This window comes from Micromonospora matsumotoense (assembly GCF_900091525.1).
GTDB lineage: Bacteria > Actinomycetota > Actinomycetes > Mycobacteriales > Micromonosporaceae > Micromonospora > Micromonospora matsumotoensis.
Window position 1 is genome coordinate 30,640 of the sequence record NZ_FMCU01000006.1, and the last position, 18,436, is coordinate 49,075.

General features: G+C 69.7%; 10 protein-coding genes. 6 read left to right on the top strand and 4 right to left on the bottom strand.

Translation table 11 applies throughout. The features are described 5' to 3' along the window. On the bottom strand, positions 1-540 hold the full coding sequence (locus GA0070216_RS14120) for a hypothetical protein (protein ID WP_245722497.1): 540 nt from the start codon (positions 538-540) through the stop codon (positions 1-3). 348 nt (positions 541-888) lie between these two features. Between GA0070216_RS14120 and GA0070216_RS14125 the strand changes: the two genes are divergently transcribed. From GA0070216_RS14125 to GA0070216_RS14145, 6 genes are all read left to right on the top strand, one after another. Further along, positions 889-4,341, top strand: a complete 3,453-nt coding sequence (locus GA0070216_RS14125; protein ID WP_091245405.1) for an AAA domain-containing protein — start codon at positions 889-891, stop codon at positions 4,339-4,341. Further along, on the top strand, positions 4,250-4,597 hold the full coding sequence (locus GA0070216_RS36090; RefSeq protein ID WP_281190421.1) for a DUF6357 family protein: 348 nt from the start codon (positions 4,250-4,252) through the stop codon (positions 4,595-4,597). Before GA0070216_RS14125 ends, GA0070216_RS36090 begins: the two co-directional genes overlap by 92 nt. 486 nt (positions 4,598-5,083) lie before the next feature. Beyond that, positions 5,084-7,783: an RICIN domain-containing protein gene (locus tag GA0070216_RS14130; RefSeq protein WP_091246186.1), complete on the top strand. Its 2,700-nt coding sequence runs from the start codon at positions 5,084-5,086 to the stop codon at positions 7,781-7,783. 586 nt (positions 7,784-8,369) lie between these two features. Further along, a complete protein-coding gene (locus GA0070216_RS14135) occupies positions 8,370-9,749 on the top strand; it encodes an RICIN domain-containing protein (RefSeq protein WP_091245409.1) in 1,380 nt (459 codons plus the stop codon). Positions 9,750-9,924: 175 nt separating this feature from the next. Next, the gene (locus GA0070216_RS14140) at positions 9,925-11,154 is read left to right on the top strand and encodes an RCC1 domain-containing protein (protein WP_091245414.1); all 1,230 of its coding nucleotides are present in this window, start codon (positions 9,925-9,927) and stop codon (positions 11,152-11,154) included. Between the two features lie 422 nt (positions 11,155-11,576). After that, a complete protein-coding gene (locus GA0070216_RS14145; protein WP_091245418.1) occupies positions 11,577-14,018 on the top strand; it encodes a ricin-type beta-trefoil lectin domain protein in 2,442 nt (813 codons plus the stop codon). Between the two features lie 84 nt (positions 14,019-14,102). Here GA0070216_RS14145 and GA0070216_RS14150 read toward each other — a convergent pair whose 3' ends face one another. The 3 genes from GA0070216_RS14150 to GA0070216_RS14160 form a co-directional block, all read right to left on the bottom strand. Next, a complete protein-coding gene (locus tag GA0070216_RS14150) occupies positions 14,103-15,131 on the bottom strand; it encodes a glycoside hydrolase family 11 protein (protein WP_091245421.1) in 1,029 nt (342 codons plus the stop codon). A 529-nt stretch (positions 15,132-15,660) separates the two neighbouring features. Then, positions 15,661-16,344 (bottom strand): DUF5825 family protein, encoded by a 684-nt coding sequence (locus GA0070216_RS14155; protein ID WP_091245425.1) that lies wholly within the window; start codon positions 16,342-16,344, stop codon positions 15,661-15,663. Positions 16,345-16,355: 11 nt separating this feature from the next. Continuing rightward, positions 16,356-18,248, bottom strand: coding sequence for a RiPP maturation radical SAM C-methyltransferase (locus GA0070216_RS14160; protein ID WP_245722499.1), 1,893 nt, complete (start codon positions 18,246-18,248; stop codon positions 16,356-16,358). Positions 18,249-18,436 lie beyond the last annotated feature (188 nt).

The window sequence follows — 18,436 nt, forward strand, 5'->3', positions numbered from 1 at the left end:
TCAGGGCCGGTGCGGGGTCGCGCCGCCGGCGGAACCGTACGTGGTGATCACGTTGCCGTTGCCGAACGCCGCCGGCCCGTGCGCCGTGATGTGTCGGAAGGTCTGACCACCGGCGGATGGCTGGACCGGGGCGGTGGCGGGGAGAGGCTGTTCTGCGCTCTTCTCCGGCAGGCCGGCGGTCACTCGCAGGAAGTGCGCCGGCCGTGGGTCACCGTAGTGCCGGCTGACATCCTGGTAGAGCCGGTCCGACACGATCAGTGCGACCTGCGCGTCGGGGAACCGTCGCAGGGCGGCCTTGAGCTGCGGAGAGTCGACCAGCCGGCAGGCCGTGACGACGGCCTCGCCGGGAAAGCCGTTGTCGCCGTCGAGGTGGACCAGGCCCTCGTGGACGCCGATCGGGCCCAGCTTCTCCCGGGCCCGCTGCATGATCCTCGGCAGGGCCTGCTGGACACGCCACTGGAGCACGTTGTCCCGCCCGCTGTACCGCTCCACGTCCATGGTGAGGACGAGATGCCGGCTCGGGTCCGCGATGTCAGACACCCATTCACCCTCCGCTGGGCACACCGGTCGGTCGGTTCGTTTCTACCATCCCGGCGCGAAAGCGAATCCCCTAACAATGAGGCTTTCATCGTGCGGGGCCCGGTCACGATGGGCACGGAGGAGAACTGTCGACACAGGACGAGGGCGGCACCGACAAGGACAGTGGTCGACCAAGAGCCGGGCCCCGTCCGGGAGCCCCGTCCGGGAGCCCCGTCGGGTGCCCGTCGGCGTTCTGCGAACGATACGATCCTCCGCCCGGGCACGATCTGATCGACGATCGGAGTGGTGTTGCGACGGAGCGCGCAGGCCGCACAGGCAGAGGTTGTCAGGTTCTGGCGAACCGTGGAGATGTTCAGTCCGCAGAGCGTCGAGCGGGTCAGCCGGGACCGGTTGGTCTTCGCGGTTCAGCCGGGACAGCCGTTGCCGTGGGAGGCGGGTCACGAGCTCTCGCGGTGGAAGCTGCGCCCGAACCAGACCTGGCGACACGTCGTGTATCTGGGCATCCACCGTCTCGACGAACTGTTCGAGGTGCTGTCCCGGGTGTTCGAACCGGACCCGGACAGCTACGACGAAAGGCCGGCGGGGGAGAGCGCCGTCGTCGCGCTGACGGTCGACGAGCACGGGCACGTGTTGCTCGACTCGCTGGTGCTGTCGAGTTGCGCCTGGGCGACCGGCCGGTTGGTGCGGGACAGGCGAGCCAGAGGCGACTGGCTTGCGCGGTTCGAGTCCGCCACCGAGGATCTCCACGAGTCGCTCCAGGAAGTGGTGACCGTGACCACCAACGGTACGGAGGACCATGCGCCGCAGATGGTTCCGCGGGTGGTGGACCACGACTTGCTCGCCGGCTGCCTGGATCTGGCCCTGGGGGTGGCCGGGGTCGGTGCAGCCCTGCCCTGTACCGATATCCGGATCAAGAGCCAGCTCGTGGCCCGTCGCAACCCGGACAGCGCCGCAGGCCACGCGTTTCTCAACAGCTTCATCATGTACGACCTGGAGCGGGTCGCGGAGAAGATCGCCAAGGGCGACGTCGGCGTCGCGCTGCGCGACTATCTGCGGCCCGAGGCCGACCTCGCCACCGCTGGCCGGGTGGACGTGCGCGACCGGATCGACGCCGTGTTGGCGGCGACGGCACCACGGGCGGTGCCGGCGGGGCGGTGGCCCAGCCATCCCGAGCACGCGCTCGCGCTCAACCAGCAGGTGGCCGTCTGTACCGCCCTGGGCATGACCGCCGGGATTCTCGGCGTCAACGGCCCGCCGGGCACCGGCAAGACCACGATGCTGCGCGACCTCGTCGCGGCGCTCGTCGTCGAGCGGGCTCGGCGGCTGGCCGCGCTGACCGACCCGGCCCGGGCGTTCACCGGACGGCAGCTGCGCTGGAGCACCGGACAACGTACGCGGGTCGTCGACGTGTGGCAGCCCGACCTCACGGGCTTCGAGATGGTTGTCGCCTCGGCCAACAACGGTGCCGTGCAGAACGTCACCGACGAGATTCCCGCCGCCGACGCGATCGACGACTCGTGGCGGGAACGGGCGGCAGCGGCCGACTACTTTCCCGACATCGCCACGGCACTGTTGGCCGGTCAGCCGGACGCCGAGCAACCGCAGGTCGCCGAGCGGGCGTGGGCCCTGGTCGCGGCGCGGCTGGGGAACAAGGCCAACCGGAGCCGGTTCGTCAGCACGTTCTGGTACCACACCCCGGACGAGCCCCGGAAGGGATCCCACGAGGGCCACACCTGGTACGGCCTGCTGTCGGTGCTGAAGGGGTACGAGCAGACGAGCCCGGAGGTCCCGTGGTCGACTGCGGTGTCGCGGTTCCGTGCCGCGGAGGCACGGGTCGAGGCGGTGCGTACGGAGCGGGCCGAGGTGTACCGCGACGTCGAGCGCCGGGAGCATCCCGAGATCTACCTTGCCGACCTGCGCCACGCCGTGAAGGTGGCGGCGGGTTCGGTCGAGTCGGCACGGCGTCGCCACGGGGCGGCGTTGGACACCGAGCGCGAGCGGGTGGCCGAGGCCGACCGGATCGCGTCGGCCCTCCAGGCCGAAGCCGAACGGGACGCCCGCCATCGCGCGGCGGCTGCCGACCAGACCCTCGCGACGGCCGAGCGCCAGGTCGAGCACCTGAGCACCGGCCGCAGGGCCACCGCCGAGCGGGCCCTGTGGTCGAGTGAGGCGGAGCTGAGCCGGTGGTTGACCGCGCAGGCGGCGCACCAACGGGCGCAGCCCGGCCCATGGGAGTGGTTGCGTACCCTCGGCGAGGCACAACGGCGCTGGTCGTACTACGACGGTCAGCTCCTGGCCGGGGTCCGTCAGGCCCAGGTCGCGCTGGACGCGGCCCGTGCGGAGCGGGCCGCCGTGCAGGTGGAGATCGACGTGGTACAGCGGGCGGTGGACACCGCCCGGCGGCAGGGGGACGAGATCCGACGCATGCTGGCGGCGGGCATACCCAAGCCGCGGGTCGACCACGCGCCACTGACCGCGGCCCGGCGGACGGTGGCGTTGGCGGAACAGGAACTCTCCACGGCCGTCCTGGCCCACCGTGCGGCCGAGGACGCGATCCGGGCGGCCGAGGCCGATCTCTCCGCCCTGGAGGCGCGGCTGGGGCGGGCGGCGAGCGCGCTCGGCCGGCACTTTCCCGACCCCGAATGGCACGCCGACCGCCAGCGCCGGGAGTCGGCGGCGCTCTGGACCGACAGGGAGTGGAACGAGGCGCGTAGCGACCTGTTCCTGGCGGCCCTGGCGCTGCACAAGGCGTTCCTGCGACACAACGCCACCCGGCTGCGACGCAACCTGCAGGCCGCGATGGATCTCGTAGGCGGCGACGCCCCCACCGGTCTGGCCCCCGATGCGGCGGTGGCGGCCTGGCAGAGCCTCTTCTTCGTGGTACCTGTGGTGTCCACCACCTTCGCCTCGTACGACCGGGTGTTCGGTCACCTCGGCAGGGAGGCGCTCGGTTGGCTGCTCATCGACGAGGCTGGACAGGCGACGCCACAGAACGCGGTCGGGGCGCTCTGGCGCACCAGGCGTGCGGTGGTCGTCGGCGACCCGTTGCAACTGGAGCCGATCACCACCCTGCCGTTCCGCACCGAACAGGCGATCCGGACCGAGCAGGCGGTGGACGAGCAGTGGCTGACCAGCCGTACCTCCGTCCAGCGCCTCGCCGACCGGCTCACGCCGTTGGGCACCTGGCTGGCCGGTGACGGTGACAGTGACCCGACCTGGGTGGGTGTGCCGCTGACCGTGCACCGGCGTTGCGACCAGCCGATGTTCGACATCGTCAACCAGGTCGCCTACGGCGGTCTGATGATCGATGGCACCGGCACCGGGGCAGCGGACCGCTTCCAGCTCGTCTACCCGACGCTGCCCCCGTCGAAGTGGATCGACGTCGCGGGCACCGGCGCGCAGGGCCACTGGATTCCCGACCAGGGCCGGCAGCTCGACCGTATCCTCGCTACCCTCGCCGAGCTGGACTTCGACATGTCCGAGGTCATGGTGATCGGTCCGTTCCGGGACGTCGCCCGCGAGGTCGGCAGGCGGGCCCGGCGGTATCCCGGTCTGGTCGCCGGCACCGTCCACACGGCACAGGGCAAGCAGGCCGACATCGTCGTGCTGGTGCTCGGCGGTGCGCCGGACCGGGTGGGTGCCCGCCGTTGGGCGTCGAGCAGGCCCAACCTGCTCAACGTCGCGGTGAGTCGGGCCAAGCGCCGGCTCTATGTCATCGGCGACCGGCAGGCATGGTCGCCGTTGCGCTACTTCAAGGTCCTTTCGGACGAGCTGCCGCACCAGGACCCGGTTCGACCCTAGCTGCCCACAGCCGGCACACGGACGGCCGGATGCCGTTGCCTGTCGACCGGGGACGACCCCGGGCGCGGGGGCATACGCCGTGGGGCGGAATTGCCGTCGGCATGGCGATGGCGGTATCAATAAAGATCGTCACGGGTACCGGACCCTGGTGAGCGCCTTCGTCCGTGGCGGCTGCGCCGCACTCGAACAGCACGGCCCGTGGACGTCGGATGTCGCCGAGTTCGAGCGGGCGCGTCGTCGGCGCGACGACCGGTAGGTCCCGGGGACGTCCACCCCCGCGTCGGTCGGGCCGCGACGCCGGGCCCGGCCGGCGGACCTGACGCGGACGCGACCCGGCTGCCAGGTGGGCCACCGCTGGCGTGCCGACCCACCGCCCGGCCTCGCGACTGATCATTGCGGTCACGATTACGCATAGGTGGTTGACAATTGGTGGTTGCGTCCCATGGGTCTGACGCATACGCTTCGGGGCAGAATTCCGTGACCACAGGCAAGAGCGGGTGAGCGGGCGGCGGGAGTTCCCGGTGGCAGGGAACTGTCTCCGGTTGATGCTTGTCGCTCGAACGTGGACCTTGCCGCCGCCGGTCACGGCATCTCCCCAGGAACCCGCCAACGGCCGACCCGCCCGGAGCACCCCTGCCTCCCGGCGCGGGCGGCCCGTGTTCGCATGGCGGGTTCACTGTCGCACCCCCAGGACGACTGTCCAGCGGACATGTCTGTCGGTGGCATGCGAAAGGAACGGTACGTGAAATCAGCCCTCTCCACCGCCCGAAGGTCGTTGCTGGCCGGCGCGTTGCTCGTCGCCGCCGCACTCCCGGCAGTGCTCGCGAATCAACTGCCGGCGTCGGCCGCGGTGCAGGCGACCTACTATGTCGCGCCAGACGGCAGCGATACCAATCCCGGCACCCTCCAGTCACCGTTCAAGACGCTGCAACGCGCGCGCGACGCCGTGCGTACTGTTAACGTGAACATGACCGGTGACATCCAGGTCTATCTCCGTGGTGGCAGATATCCGGTGACCAGCACGGTCGAGTTCGGCGCGGGCGACTCCGGCAGTAACGGATACCGGGTCTTGTATTCCGCCTATCCCAGCGAGACGCCGGTGCTCGACGGTGGTGTGCCGGTGACCGGGTGGACCCAGCACAGCGGAAACATCTGGAAGGCGCCGCTGGATCGCGCCAACAAACTGCGGGCGCTCTATGTCAACGACAAGCGGGCGTTCATGGCGTCGAAGACCATCGGGTCGGCGGGCTGCTACGGGACGTACAACATCACGGCCGGGCAGGCGGCGTGGGCCTGGGAGTCGGGGTCGCAGTGCGACGGCGCCAAGTACAACCTGAACGACTTTCCCGCCGTCGCCCGCAACGCCGACGACATCGAGATCGAGACGGCGACCACCTGGACCACCGCCATCGTGGGGGTACGCCAGGTGACCACCAGTTCCGACGGTGCGAACCGGGTGGCGCTGTTCCAGCAGCCGGGTGCCGCCATCGCCCAGGGCTCGTTCAACGGCAACGCGCAGGTGGGCGGCAGTCACAAGGTGATGAACGCCTACGAGTTCCTGGACGCGCCGGGTGAGTTCTATTTCGACAAGGGCAGCAAGACGCTCTACTACTACAAGAGCAGCGCCGAGAACATGTCCACCGCGTCGGTCTTCGCGCCGAACAACGTGACCACCCTGCTGCGGGTCGCGGGTACGTCTACCAGCAGCCACGCGCGCAACATCACGTTCTCCGGTCTCACCGTCCAGCACTCCGACTGGAACCTGGTCAACGTCGCCGGCTCCTCCTTCAAGCAGGCGCAGCAGGGGAACGTCAGTGCGACCGCGTACGCGAAGCGGAACTTCCACGATTACTACTACCGCAACATCGACGTCACTCCCGGCATCGTTCAGGTGGACAACGCCGACGGGATCCGCCTGGAGCGCAACCGGGTCCAGCACACCGGCATCAACGGCATCAACATGGTCAACGACGTGCAGAACAGCCAGTTGATCGGGAACTTCACCAACGACGTCGCCGGTTCCGCGCTCACCGTCGGCCACCCCCAGCACGTCTACATCGGCGACGGCACGTCGACCAACCGGGAGAAGTGGTTGCCGCAGGTCGAGGGGCTGCCCAAGAACATCGAGATCAAGAACAACTACCTCTACGACAGCGCGGTGCTGTTCAACGGGCACAGCCCCATCTCGGCGTACTTCGTGGACACCCTGACCGTGCAGCGCAACCGGATCGAGAAGTCACCCTGGTCGGGCATCACGCTCGGTTGGGGCTGGTGGAACTTCGACGGTTCGTCGGGCTCGATCGCGCCGAACCGGCCCACCACGACGGCCCGCAACAACACCATCAGCTACAACCACATCATCGACACCGTGCAGCGGCTCAGTGACACGGCACCTATCTACACGCTGGGCGCCCAGCCGGGGACGACGATCACCAACAACTATCTCCAGGGCGTGCCGTCCGGTCACAAGTACGGCCTGCACCCGGACGAGGGCTCGGCGTACATGACGTTCCGCGACAACGTGCTGAGCGTGGACAAGAACGTCACCTGGATGATCAACTCCGACGACTTCGGGCGCAAGCACGACCTGAGCATCACGCAGATCTACGGCCCGATCAACAAGGTCTCCAACAAGAACCTGCCCAACAGCACGGTCAGCGACATTCTGGTCTCCTCCGACTATGTCTGGCCGGCGCCGGCGTACGCCATCGCCGCGAACTCGGGCCTGGAGGACGCGTTCCGGGACATCATTCCGGCGGGCAACCTCTCCCAGCCGAACTACGTCCTGCCGGCCAGCACCTTCGTCACCAGCGCGACGGCGTCGATCCCGATCCGCAGCACCGGTGACGCGACCAGGACGGTCTGGCTGGCCCCCGCCGGCACGACCACCTTCACCGCCGGTCCGACGATGACCCGGGCGGCGGGCACCGCCACGTCCATCGCCGTGCCCGCCAACCAGGGTGAGTACCGGCTCTTCGTGGTGGACGCGCAGGGCAACCGGTCGGCCGAGTCGGGCTCGCTGGTCCGGCAGCAGGGCACCGGCAGCGGCCAGCAGGGCGGCCGTCTGGTGGGCGGCCAGTCCGGCCGCTGCGTCGAGGTGCCCAACGCCAGCACCACCAACGGCACCCAGGTGCAGTTGTGGGACTGCGCGGGCGGCGCCGGCCAGCAGTGGACCTACTCCGCCGGCAAGCAACTGACCGTGTACGGCAACAAGTGCCTGGACGCGAACGGCGCGGGTACGACCAACGGCACCACGGTCATCATCTGGGACTGCCACGGCGGCACCAACCAGCAGTGGAACCTCAACGCCAACGGCACCCTGACCAACGTTCAGTCCGGGCTCTGCGTCGATGCCAACGGCGCGGCCACCGCCAACGGCACCAAGATCATCCTCTGGTCCTGCAACGGCGGCACCAACCAGCAGTGGAGCCTGCGCAACTGACCGGCGTCCCCGGGGCCGGCGTTGTCCGGTCCCGGGGCGGCTTCATCGGGAGGGTCGTGCTGCCCGCCCCGGCGCAGCCACCACGCGTCGATCGTCCCCGGCCGGCTCGGCCGCCCCGGCCGGTCGCGCGATATGGGGTGTCGCCCTGGTACGTGCGCCACGGGGAGGCTGTCACTGCCCGTCGGCGACGTGCCGTGGCCTGCGGTCCCGTGTCGTCGGGCCGGTGTATCCCGGTCGCAACCCGCAGGACACAGCATTGACATATTTCACTTTCCGACCTAGGGTCTTGCCGAATCGATTCGACGTCGAGCCCGGCGCTCCGGCACCGGCGGTCGACCGGGTGGCGTTCGGGCGAGCGCGATGTGGACCACCGATCGATTCGACGACCAGTCGGTCCTGCCTGGGCAGCGGAACCAGTGGCTGGCAGCCGCGGCGATGAGCCAGCCGGCGTGGTGAGCGCATCGAGTGTCTCCCGGTGTTCCGTCCTTGGCGGGTGCGGTCAGCGGGAGCGGTCGGGCGTGACCCGTCGGGATCGCCGTCGACTACGTACCTGAAGCAGTCCATGCCGAGTGGCAGGAGCCCCATCATGACTAGGCGCAGACCCATCCTTGGTTCCCTCGCGGCGGCGGCGGCCCTCGTCGTGACCGTGGGCGCGACGGCCCTCGCCGGTGGCCTGACCACCGCGGCGGCGGCCGACGTCGCCGCGGCCGCGGCCACCGCCGGGTGCGGCAAGGCACCCACGTTGACCAGCGGCCAGCGGTCCATCCAGAGCAGCGGCCAGAACCGCAGCTTCATCCTCCGGATCCCCGACAACTACGACCGGAACCACCAGTACCGGTTGATCTTCGGCTTCCACTGGAACGGCGGCACCGCCAACGACGTCGACGGGGGTGGGTCGGACGGGGCCGCCTGGTCCTACTACGGCCTGCGCCAGCAGGCGAACAACAGCACCATCTTCGTGGCCCCACAGGGCAACGGCAACGGCTGGGCCAACCCCAGCGGCCGGGACGTCACCTTCGTCGACGACATGGTCCGGCTGATCGAGAACGACCTGTGCGTCGACACGACCCAGCTGTTCGCCCTGGGCTTCAGCTACGGCGGGGGGATGAGCTACTCGCTGGCCTGCTCCCGGGCGAACGTCTTCCGCGCCGTCGCGGTCTACTCCGGCGGGCAGCTCAGCGGCTGCAGCGGCGGTGGCCAGCCGATCGCGTACATGGGGATCCACGGCATCGGGGACCCGGTGCTCAACGTCTCCGCCGGACGCTCGCTGCGCGACACCTTCGTGCGCAACAACGGGTGTACGGCGCAGAGCCCGCCCGAGCCCCGGGCCGGCAGCCTGACCCACATCACCACCACCTACTCCGGCTGCCGCTCCGGCTACCCGGTGGTGTGGGCCGCGTTCGACGGCGGTCACACCCCCGGCCCGGTCGACGGTGGCGGCGACAGCGGCGTGCGGACCTGGACCAAGGGCGAGGTGTGGCGGTTCTTCACCCAGTTCGGCAGCACCAACCCGACGCCGACCCCGACGGTCTCGCCGACGGTTACGCCGACCGGCAACCCGACGACCCCGCCGCCGTCCGGCACGGGCGCGGTCCGGAACACGTCCTCCGGCCGGTGTCTGGACGTCAACGGCGGCACGCAGACCAACGGCGCGGCGGCGATCATCTGGGACTGCCACGGGCAGAGCAACCAGAGCTGGACCTCGACGGCCGCTCAGGAGCTGCGGGTCTTCGGCGGCAAGTGCCTGGACGTCAACGGCGGCGCCACCGCCAACGGCAGCTCGGTGATCATCTGGGACTGCAACGGTCAGGCCAACCAGCGGTGGCGGCTCAACGCCGACGGCACGATCACCGCGGTCGGCTCGGGCCGGTGCCTGGACGTGGTCAGCAACGGTACGGCCAACGGCACGCGTACCCAGATCTGGGACTGCAACGGCGCCGCCGGACAGCGGTGGAGCCGAAGCTGAGCCCGACGGACGTCAGCGGAGGGTAGCGGTAGGTCCGGCATCGCCCGGCAGGATCTCGCATTGATTGCATTCAATGCATAGGGTCACTGCTGTACGCGGTGGGTCGATGGAGACCCGCCGGGGCGATGCCGCCTCCACCGTGCAGAAAACGACGTTTGTCTGGGGAGAACAGAACATGAACGAACAGCAGAACAGTCGCCTGTGGGCCCGATGGCGGCGGGCGGCCCGCAGTGCCGTCACCGCGACGGCGGTGTCCCTCGGGGTCGCCGCCCTCGCCGTGGGCTTCTCGGCGGGTGCGGCCGTCGCGGGGGTCGGCGTCGCGGAGCGGGGCACGTCGAACGCGGCGTTCGCCGCCGCGCCGGTCGCCCAGGTCGCCGCGGGTGACCTGCACACCTGTGCGATCCGTACCGACGGGACGCTCTGGTGCTGGGGTGACAACTACGGTGGCAAGCTCGGTGACGGGACCACCACCAACCGGACCAGCCCGGTGCAGGTCGGCACCGGCACCACCTGGTCGCGGGTCGACGCGGGCACCAGCCACAACTGCGCGATCCGCGCGGACGGCACGCTGTGGTGCTGGGGCGGCAACTACAGCGGGCAGCTCGGTGACGGGACCACCACGAGCCGGAGCACCCCGGTGCAGGTCGGCACCGCCACCACCTGGGCCGGCGTCAGCGCCGGCGCCAACCACACCTGCGCCGTCCAGACCGCCGGCACGCTGTGGTGCTGGGGCCTGAACCGCAACGCGCAGCTGGGCGTCGGCACCTCCCCCTCCCGGGCGACCAGCCCGGTGCAGGTGGGTACGGCGACCACCTGGGCGAGCGTCACCACCGGTTACGCGCACAGCTGCGCCGTCCAGACCAACGGCACGCTGTGGTGCTGGGGCGACAGCACGGACGGGCAGCTGGGCGTCGGCATCCTGGGTTACCGGGCGACCCCGGCGCAGGTGGGTACCGCGACCACGTGGGCCGGCGTGACGGCCGGGCACGCGCACACCTGTGCGGTCCGTACCGACGGCACCCTGTGGTGCTGGGGTGAGAACGGGTACGGCCAGGTGGGCGGCGGCACCGGCGTCCAGACCAGCCCGATCCAGGTCGGCACCGCCACCACCTGGACCAGGGTCGAGGCGAGCGTCGACTCGTCGTGCGCGCTGCGCACCGACGGTGGCCTGTGGTGCTGGGGCAACAACGGCTTCGGGCAGTTGGGTGACGGCACCACCACCCACCGGTCCGCCCCGGTCCGGGTCGGCACCGCGACCACCTGGACGCAGAACCTGGCCGTCAGCTACCACAGCTGTGGCGTACGCACCGACGGTGGCCTGTGGTGCTGGGGCAACAACATGTCCGGGCAGTTGGGTGACGGCACCACCACCCACCGCTCGACCCCGGCGCAACTGGTCCTGTAGGGCTGACCGGTCCGCAGGCGCTGATGCCGCGCCGCCGACCCGCGCCGCCGCCGACCCGGTGGCGGCCGGGTCGGCGGCGTGCGTCGTTGCCCGTCCGTCGCCCCGCGTCCCGCCACCCAGCGGGCCGGGCCCGCACGGATCGCCCGCTGGCGTCGAGGGCGTCGACCGGTCGCTTCCGTGACGGTCCTGATGCCGTGCTCCGGCAACCATTCATCTGATCTCTTTGGGATTCCCGCGGCGATTGATCAGAGAAAGGGCGGGATAAATCCCTCCGAACAGGGGCGTTGACCGGCGACCGCTGCGGTGCCTAACATACGACGTCCTATCATTGATAGTCGCCGATTTCCATCCTGCGCGGGTGCGACAGTCCGACGTGTGCCGTACCGCTTCGAGGTCGGAGACCGGCTGGGGAGGCGAGTCAGATGTTCAGTGCACAGAGTCATCGGCGCGGCGGCGGCCCACGTCGCCGACCGTGGCGCAGCGCGTGGCGTCCGCGTCGGTTGACCGCATCGGTGCTGGGAGTGGTGGTGACGGCGGCGGCGGTGCTGACCGGGTTCGCCGCACCGGCCCAGGCGGCGACCGCCATCACGATCAACGGCGGGTCCGGTGGCCGGGCGCTGGACGGGATCGGTGCGGTCAGCGGCGGCGGTGGCAACAGCAGGCTGCTGATCGACTATCCGGAGCCGCAGCGCAGCGACATCCTGGACTACCTGTTCAAGCCGGGCTACGGCGCGGCCATGCAGCTGATGAAGGTGGAGATCGGCGGCGACACCAACTCCACCTCCGGCGCGGAGCCCAGCCACGAACACACCCGGGGCAGCATCAACTGCAACCGGGGCTACGAGTGGTGGCTGATGGAGCAGGCCCGTACCCGCAACCCCAACATCGCCCTGGCGGGTCTGGCCTGGGGAGCACCCGGCTGGATCGGCAACGGCAACTTCTGGTCCACCGACTCGATCGACTACCTGGTGGCCTGGCTGGACTGCGCGGGCACCCACGGGTTGACCATCAACTACCTCGGCGGGTGGAACGAGAAGGGCTACAACACCACCTGGTACAAGAACCTCCGCTCGACCCTCAACTCCCGCGGCTACAGCAGCGTGAAGATCGTCGCCTCGGACGACTTCGGTTGGGGCGCGGCCGACGACTCGCTGCGGGACCCGGCCTTCGCCAGCGCCGTCCAGGTCTTCGGCAGCCACTACGTCTGCGGCTACCGCAGCGCCCAGACCAACTGCCCCAGCTCCACCAACGCGGTGTCCACCGGCAAGTCCCTGTGGGCCAGCGAGAACGGCTCCGACGACTACAACGCCGGCGCGCAGGCGCTCGCCCGGGGCATCAACCGGGGCTACCTCGACGGCAAGATGACCGGCTACATCAACTGGCCCGCCATCGCCGCCATCACCCCCAACATCCCCTGGGCGACCACGGGTGTGGCGGTGGCCCAGCAGCCGTGGTCCGGCGCCTACTCGATCGGCAAGAACGCCTGGGTGATGGCGCAGACCACCCAGTTCACCGCCCCGGGGTGGCGCTACCTCGACGCGTCGAGCGGCTATCTCGGCGGCAACCGCAACAACGGCAGCTACGTCTCGCTGAAGTCCACCAACAACAGCGACTACAGCACCGTCATCGAGACGATGGACGCCGGCGCCGCGCAGACCCTCGACTTCACCGTCACCGGCGGCCTGTCCACCGGCACGGTACGGGTCTGGTCGACGAACGTGCGGTCGAACAACACCGCCGACCACTTCGTCCGGGGCGGTGACATCACCCCGAACGGGGGGCGCTTCTCGCTCACCGTCCAGCCCGGTTACGTCTACAGCATCACCACCACCAGCGGGCAGGGCAAGGGCACGGCGGCCAGCCCGGCGCAGGGCAACCTGAAGCTGCCGTACAGCGACAACTTCGACTCGTACGCCACCGGCCGCGAGGCGCGCTACCTGATGGACCAGCAGGGCTCGTTCGAGATCGCCGGGTGCGCGGCGGGTCGCACCGGGCAGTGCGTACGCCAGATGTCGGAGCAGGCGCCGATCTACTGGACCTCCGGCCAGGCCGAGCCGTACACCCTGCTGGGCGACCTGACCTGGCGCAACTACACGGTCTCCTCGGACGTGCTGCTGGAGAAGTCCGGCTACGCGCAGCTCATCGGGCGCGGCAACACCTACAACCACCAGGGCCCGCAGAACATGAACGGGTACTACTTCCGGGTCACCGACGGTGGCGCCTGGTCCATCCGGAGCAACAACACCAGCGGCAACTGGCGCACCCTGGCCAGCGGCAACACCTCCGCCCTGGGCACCGGGCGGTGGCACACCCTGGCGTTGACGCTCAACGGGAGCACCCTCACCGCCGCGATCGACGGCACCACCGTCGGCACGGCCAACGACTCCACCTGGGTCGCCGGCCAGATCGGGTACGGCACCGGGCAGGGCGTCACCGCCCAGTTCGACAACCTCTCGGTGACCGCCGTCGGCAGCCCCGGCACCCCGACGGGTGAGATCCGGGGAGCGGGCGCCAACCGGTGCCTGGACGTCAACGGGGCCAGCCAGACCGACGGCGCGGCGGTGCAGATCTGGGACTGCACCGGCGGCGTCAACCAGCGGTGGTCGCTGACCTCGACCAACCAGCTCACCGTCTACGGCAACAAGTGCCTCGACGTGCCGAGCGCCGCGTCGGGCGCCCGGGCCCGGATCTGGAGCTGCACCGGCGGCACCAACCAGCAGTGGCGGCTCAACGCCGACGGCACGATCGTCGGGGTGGGCTCGGGGCTCTGCCTGGACATCAACGGCGGGGGCACCGCCAACGGCTCCGCCGTCCAGCTCTGGACCTGCAACGGTGGCAGCAACCAGCAGTGGGTACGCGGCTGACCACGGGCGACAACGGTACGGCGGGCGGTCCCGGTGTCATCGGGACCGCCCGCCGCTGCGGTGCTGTTCAGGAACCGGTCGGGGTCAGGCCGTTCGGCAGGTGACCGTCGGCCAGGTCCAGTTGTTGTTGGCCATGATCGTGATGCCGAAGTTGTTGCCGTTGCCGTTCGGCCTGGCGGTGACGGTGCCTGTGGTGCCGCTGACCGAGGCGTTCCAGCTGTTCTGGATGCTCTGGCCGCCGTTGAGCCCGAGGCTGACCACCCAGTTGCTGGTGCCGCTGACCGCGACGTTCAGGTTGAACCGGTCGCCCCACTTCTCGCCGGCCGACAGCACCGCGGTGCAGTTGCCGCCGGCGGGCGGGGTGGTCGGGTTGCCGGTCGGTCCGCTGGTGGGGTTGCCGCCACCCTCGCGGACGGTGATGTCGGAGCTGCCCTGGCTCTGGTAACCCTCGGTGGCCATGATCTGGTAGGCGTGGTTGGTGCCGAGGTTCAGGCCGGCGCGGGCCCAGGCGTCGAAGTGGTTGGCGGTGGTGATGGTGCCGCTGCTGCGCTTCTGCTGGCGGACGCTCCAGTACTGGTAGAACGTCTGGATGCCGTCGATCGACGGGGCGTTGGTCCGCAGGCTGCGCAGGATGTCGTAGGTGCCGCCGTCGGTGGTGACCGTGCCCAGCCGGGTGGCGCCGCTGCTCGGGTTGTAGCTGCCGAAGTTCTCCACCACGTAGTACTCGATGAGCGGGTTGCGCGTCCAGCCGTACAGGGCGAGGTAGGTGTTGTTGTTGCCGGGGTTGTAGGTGCCCGAGTAGCTGACCGTCCGGCGGGTGCCGGTGGCCCAGCCCTTGCCGCCGACCCAGTTGTTGGTGCTCCGGTCCCAGCTGCTGCTGTACCGGCCGTCGGCCCGCAGCGTGATGCTGGCGTTGCCACTGTCCTTCCAGAACGAGAAGTAGTAGCCGTTGTGCGTGCCGGTGAGGTTCGAGGTGAGGGTCCGGTCGTTCTCGGCGTACGCGTTGGGCGAGGCGATGAACGTGCCGGTGACGGCGAGCGCCGCGGCGCACGCGGCGCTGAGCAGCAGCCGCAGGCGACCGCTCCTTCGCGGTCGGGTCGAGGTGTCGCTCATGTACGTGTTCCTCCTCGTGACAGCTGGCGGACGCCAGCGACGCGGTACGACCCGGTGGACTGTCCGTAGCCAGGTACGGCAGCCGGCCATGCGGTGGGTGTCACCACGCGGTGGTGGGCCGGTCGTCCAGCAGAACCGGGGGGACGGGTCGCGGTGGGTGGTGTCGACGGCATCGAATGCCGTCGATGGCGACGGTAGGGTGTCGATGCTCCACCTGTCAACAAGTTTCGGAAATCTTCCCGAAACATCGTCCCGGCCAGTGGTGGACTTCGGGAGGATTTCGACTGGCTGACGTTCGCTGTCTAAAGAGCTGGCCTGCGCTAGGGGCTGGTTGACCCGACAGGAAGGGTGCTTCTTCTCTGTATACCCGAAACTTTCGAGCACCGCCAGTCACCCCCTGCCGGCGGGTGGGGCAGGGGCATGCGAACCGCCCGCCCACCCGGCCTGGATCTCCAGGCGGGGCGGGCGGGCGGTCGCGGAGCGTGGACCGGGGCGGCGGACCGGCCGGGCGGCGGACGATCCGGGGCGCTCAGATCACCATCGACGGCAGGGGCCAGCGGCGGAGCCGGTGTGGCAGCCACACCAGCAGGTCGCCGATCTTCGTGACCAGGCCCTCCGCACCGAAGTCACGGGCGATGTCGAGGTCGACGTCGGTGATGGCGGCGCCGTCCAACAGCTGGTCGAGCACCGCGAGGTAGGCCGGGTCGTCGATGGTCAACAGATTCAGCCGGCCGGACCGGCGGTCGCGCACCTGCACGAATCCGGGACCCCGGCGATACGTGCACTTGTCGAAGTAGAACGCCTTGCCCCAGGCGGCGAGTTGCGGGACGGGGTCGCCCGCACCACCCGGCGGTGGGAGCAGCTCGACCGGCGCCCGCAGGTGGCTGTAGGGGAGCCACTCGTCGGCCTCGGCACCCGGCAGCCGCAGCCGCCAGTCGACGGCGATGCCGTGGCTGGTCAACTCGCGGACGAGCACCAGGCGGCGGACCGTGTCGACGGCCGTCTCGTCGGCCCCGGTGACCGTGAGGTCGACGGCTCCGGGGAGGTCGACCCGGCGGACCCCCTCGGCACGCCAGCGGGCGACCGCGTCGGCGGCCGGCTCGCGCAGCTCGGCCGGGCCGATGGTCATCCCGGGGATCGACAGGACGGCCGGGTCGTGGTCGCGGGCGAGACCGACCAGGATGGGCCGGGAGTCGAAGTCGGTGGTGAGCACGTGCGGTCCCCTCAGACTGCGGTGAGCACGGCCGGCTCACCGGCTTCGGCGGCGGCCCTGGTGGCGGCGGCTTCGCGTTCCAGGTGCAGGTGGTCGATGCGCAGCAGATCCTGGTTCATGGCCTGCGGCGCGATCTGGATGAACTGCCCCGCGTCCTCGTAGACGAGCCCGAGTTCGCGCCAGCGCTGCAACAGCGACACCAGGGTCGACTCGTCGACGGACAGTCGCCGGGCCAGGGCGGCGACGCTGTGCGGCTGGTCGAGCTGCCGGAAGACGGCCAGCTCGGTGGGGTCGGTCAGCCGCAGGATGTGCCAGTCGAAGTGCTTGCGCCGGCTGACCAGCACGATTTCGTCGCCGAGGTCGTGGTGGGTGAGCCGGCTGCGGGCGTACTCGTGCTGCCACTCGGTGACCGCCCGGCCCAGCCGGTCGGCCGTCTCGCCGCCGATGCCCTGGGGCGGGACGTCGAACAGGTACGCCAGATCCATCAGTTCCGACTCGGGCAGGTCGTAGATCAGCCGGTACTGGGCTGCCGGCCGCAGGTCGGTGAAGCCGAGCGCGGGGTTGACGAAGAAGGGGCTGAACCGTTCGATGGCGATGCGGGTGTTGCCGTCGGCCGGGCACAGGTGGTGCAGTGCCGGCATCTGCGCGATGACCGGGAGGTAGTCGGCCTCGGTCTCACCCGGGAACCCGTACAGGTAGTTCCAGGCGATGGTGATCCCGCTGGTCTCGGCGTCGCGCAGCATCCGGACGTTGAGGCAGCCGCTGACCCCCTTGTCCATCAGCTTGAGCACCCGGCTGTTGAGGCTCTCGATGCCGGGCTGCACGCTGACCAGGCCGGCGTCGGCCAGGGCCTGCACCTGCGGGCCCTTCATGTTCGACTTGATCTCGTACTGCAACCGCAGGTCGTAGTCCGATTCGGTGAGCCGGGGCAGCAGCGAGGTCACGTAGCTCATGTCGAGGATGTTGTCCACGACGAACATGTCCAGGACCTGGTGCCGCTCGACCAACTCGATGATCTCGTCGTAGAACTTGCCCGGATGCTTGCTGCGGAACTGCATGAACGACCCGTTGAGGCCGCAGAACGTGCAGTGGTGCTTCTCGCCCCACCAGCAGCCCCGGGCGCCCTCGACGACCAGCCGGGGCTCGACCCAGTTCCGGGCCCGGGACGCGGCCAGCCGTTCGAAGTAGCCCGCGTAGTCCGGGGAGACGATCTCGGCCGGCGGCAGGGGCGTGGTGCTCATCGGGTTCGCCACGGAACGGCCGTCCGGGCCGGCCCAGCACAGCCCCTCGATGTCGGCGAGCCCGCCCGCCGGCTCCGCGACGCCGACCGCCGACCGGGCCGGGTCGATCGCGGCGAGCAGTCGGGGAAACGCGGTCTCGCCCTCGCCCCGGACCACGTAGTCGACGAACGAGAAGTTGCGGTGGATCGCCGCGCCCTGCTCACCGTCGCAGTTGGCCCCGCCCATCACCGTACGGATGCCGGGTGCCCGCTTCTTGATCGCCCTGGCGGTGGCGAGGGCGGCGGCGTTCTGCTGGAACGTGGAGGTGAAGCCGACCACGTCCGGGGCCTGGGCGACGATCCGGTCGGCCAGTTCGGCGACGAACTCCGGGGCCAACCGGTGCAGCTCGATGTTGAGCGCGAGTTCCCGTTCGGTCATCTGGGTCCGGACCCGGTCGGTGAACTCCTTCACCCGCCATTCGGGATCGTCGTACAGGGCCGAGGAGAAGACCCAGTCACCGCAGCCCGCGAAATAGGTGAAGAGCGAATAGTAGTAGTAGTCGCTCAATCCGAACTCGGTCCGGTCGACCACCCAGTCGACAAAGTCGAGATTCGCGTGGACGGCCTCCACCTCGGCATCCGGCAGCTTCTGCCGGACACTGTTGGTGAGGATTCCAATCGCCAACGAAGGGACGTCGATGGAAGTCCATGGCGTATTGACCAGCATGACCCGCACGTAACCTCTCCTCTCTCGTGAGCTGTTCGGACCGGACGACGGATACGGGGTGGGGCCACCTGCCCGGGCGGGTGGCCACACCCCGTACGGCCGCTAGAAGCTGACCTTGACCGTGACCGTGACCGTGACGTTCGAGG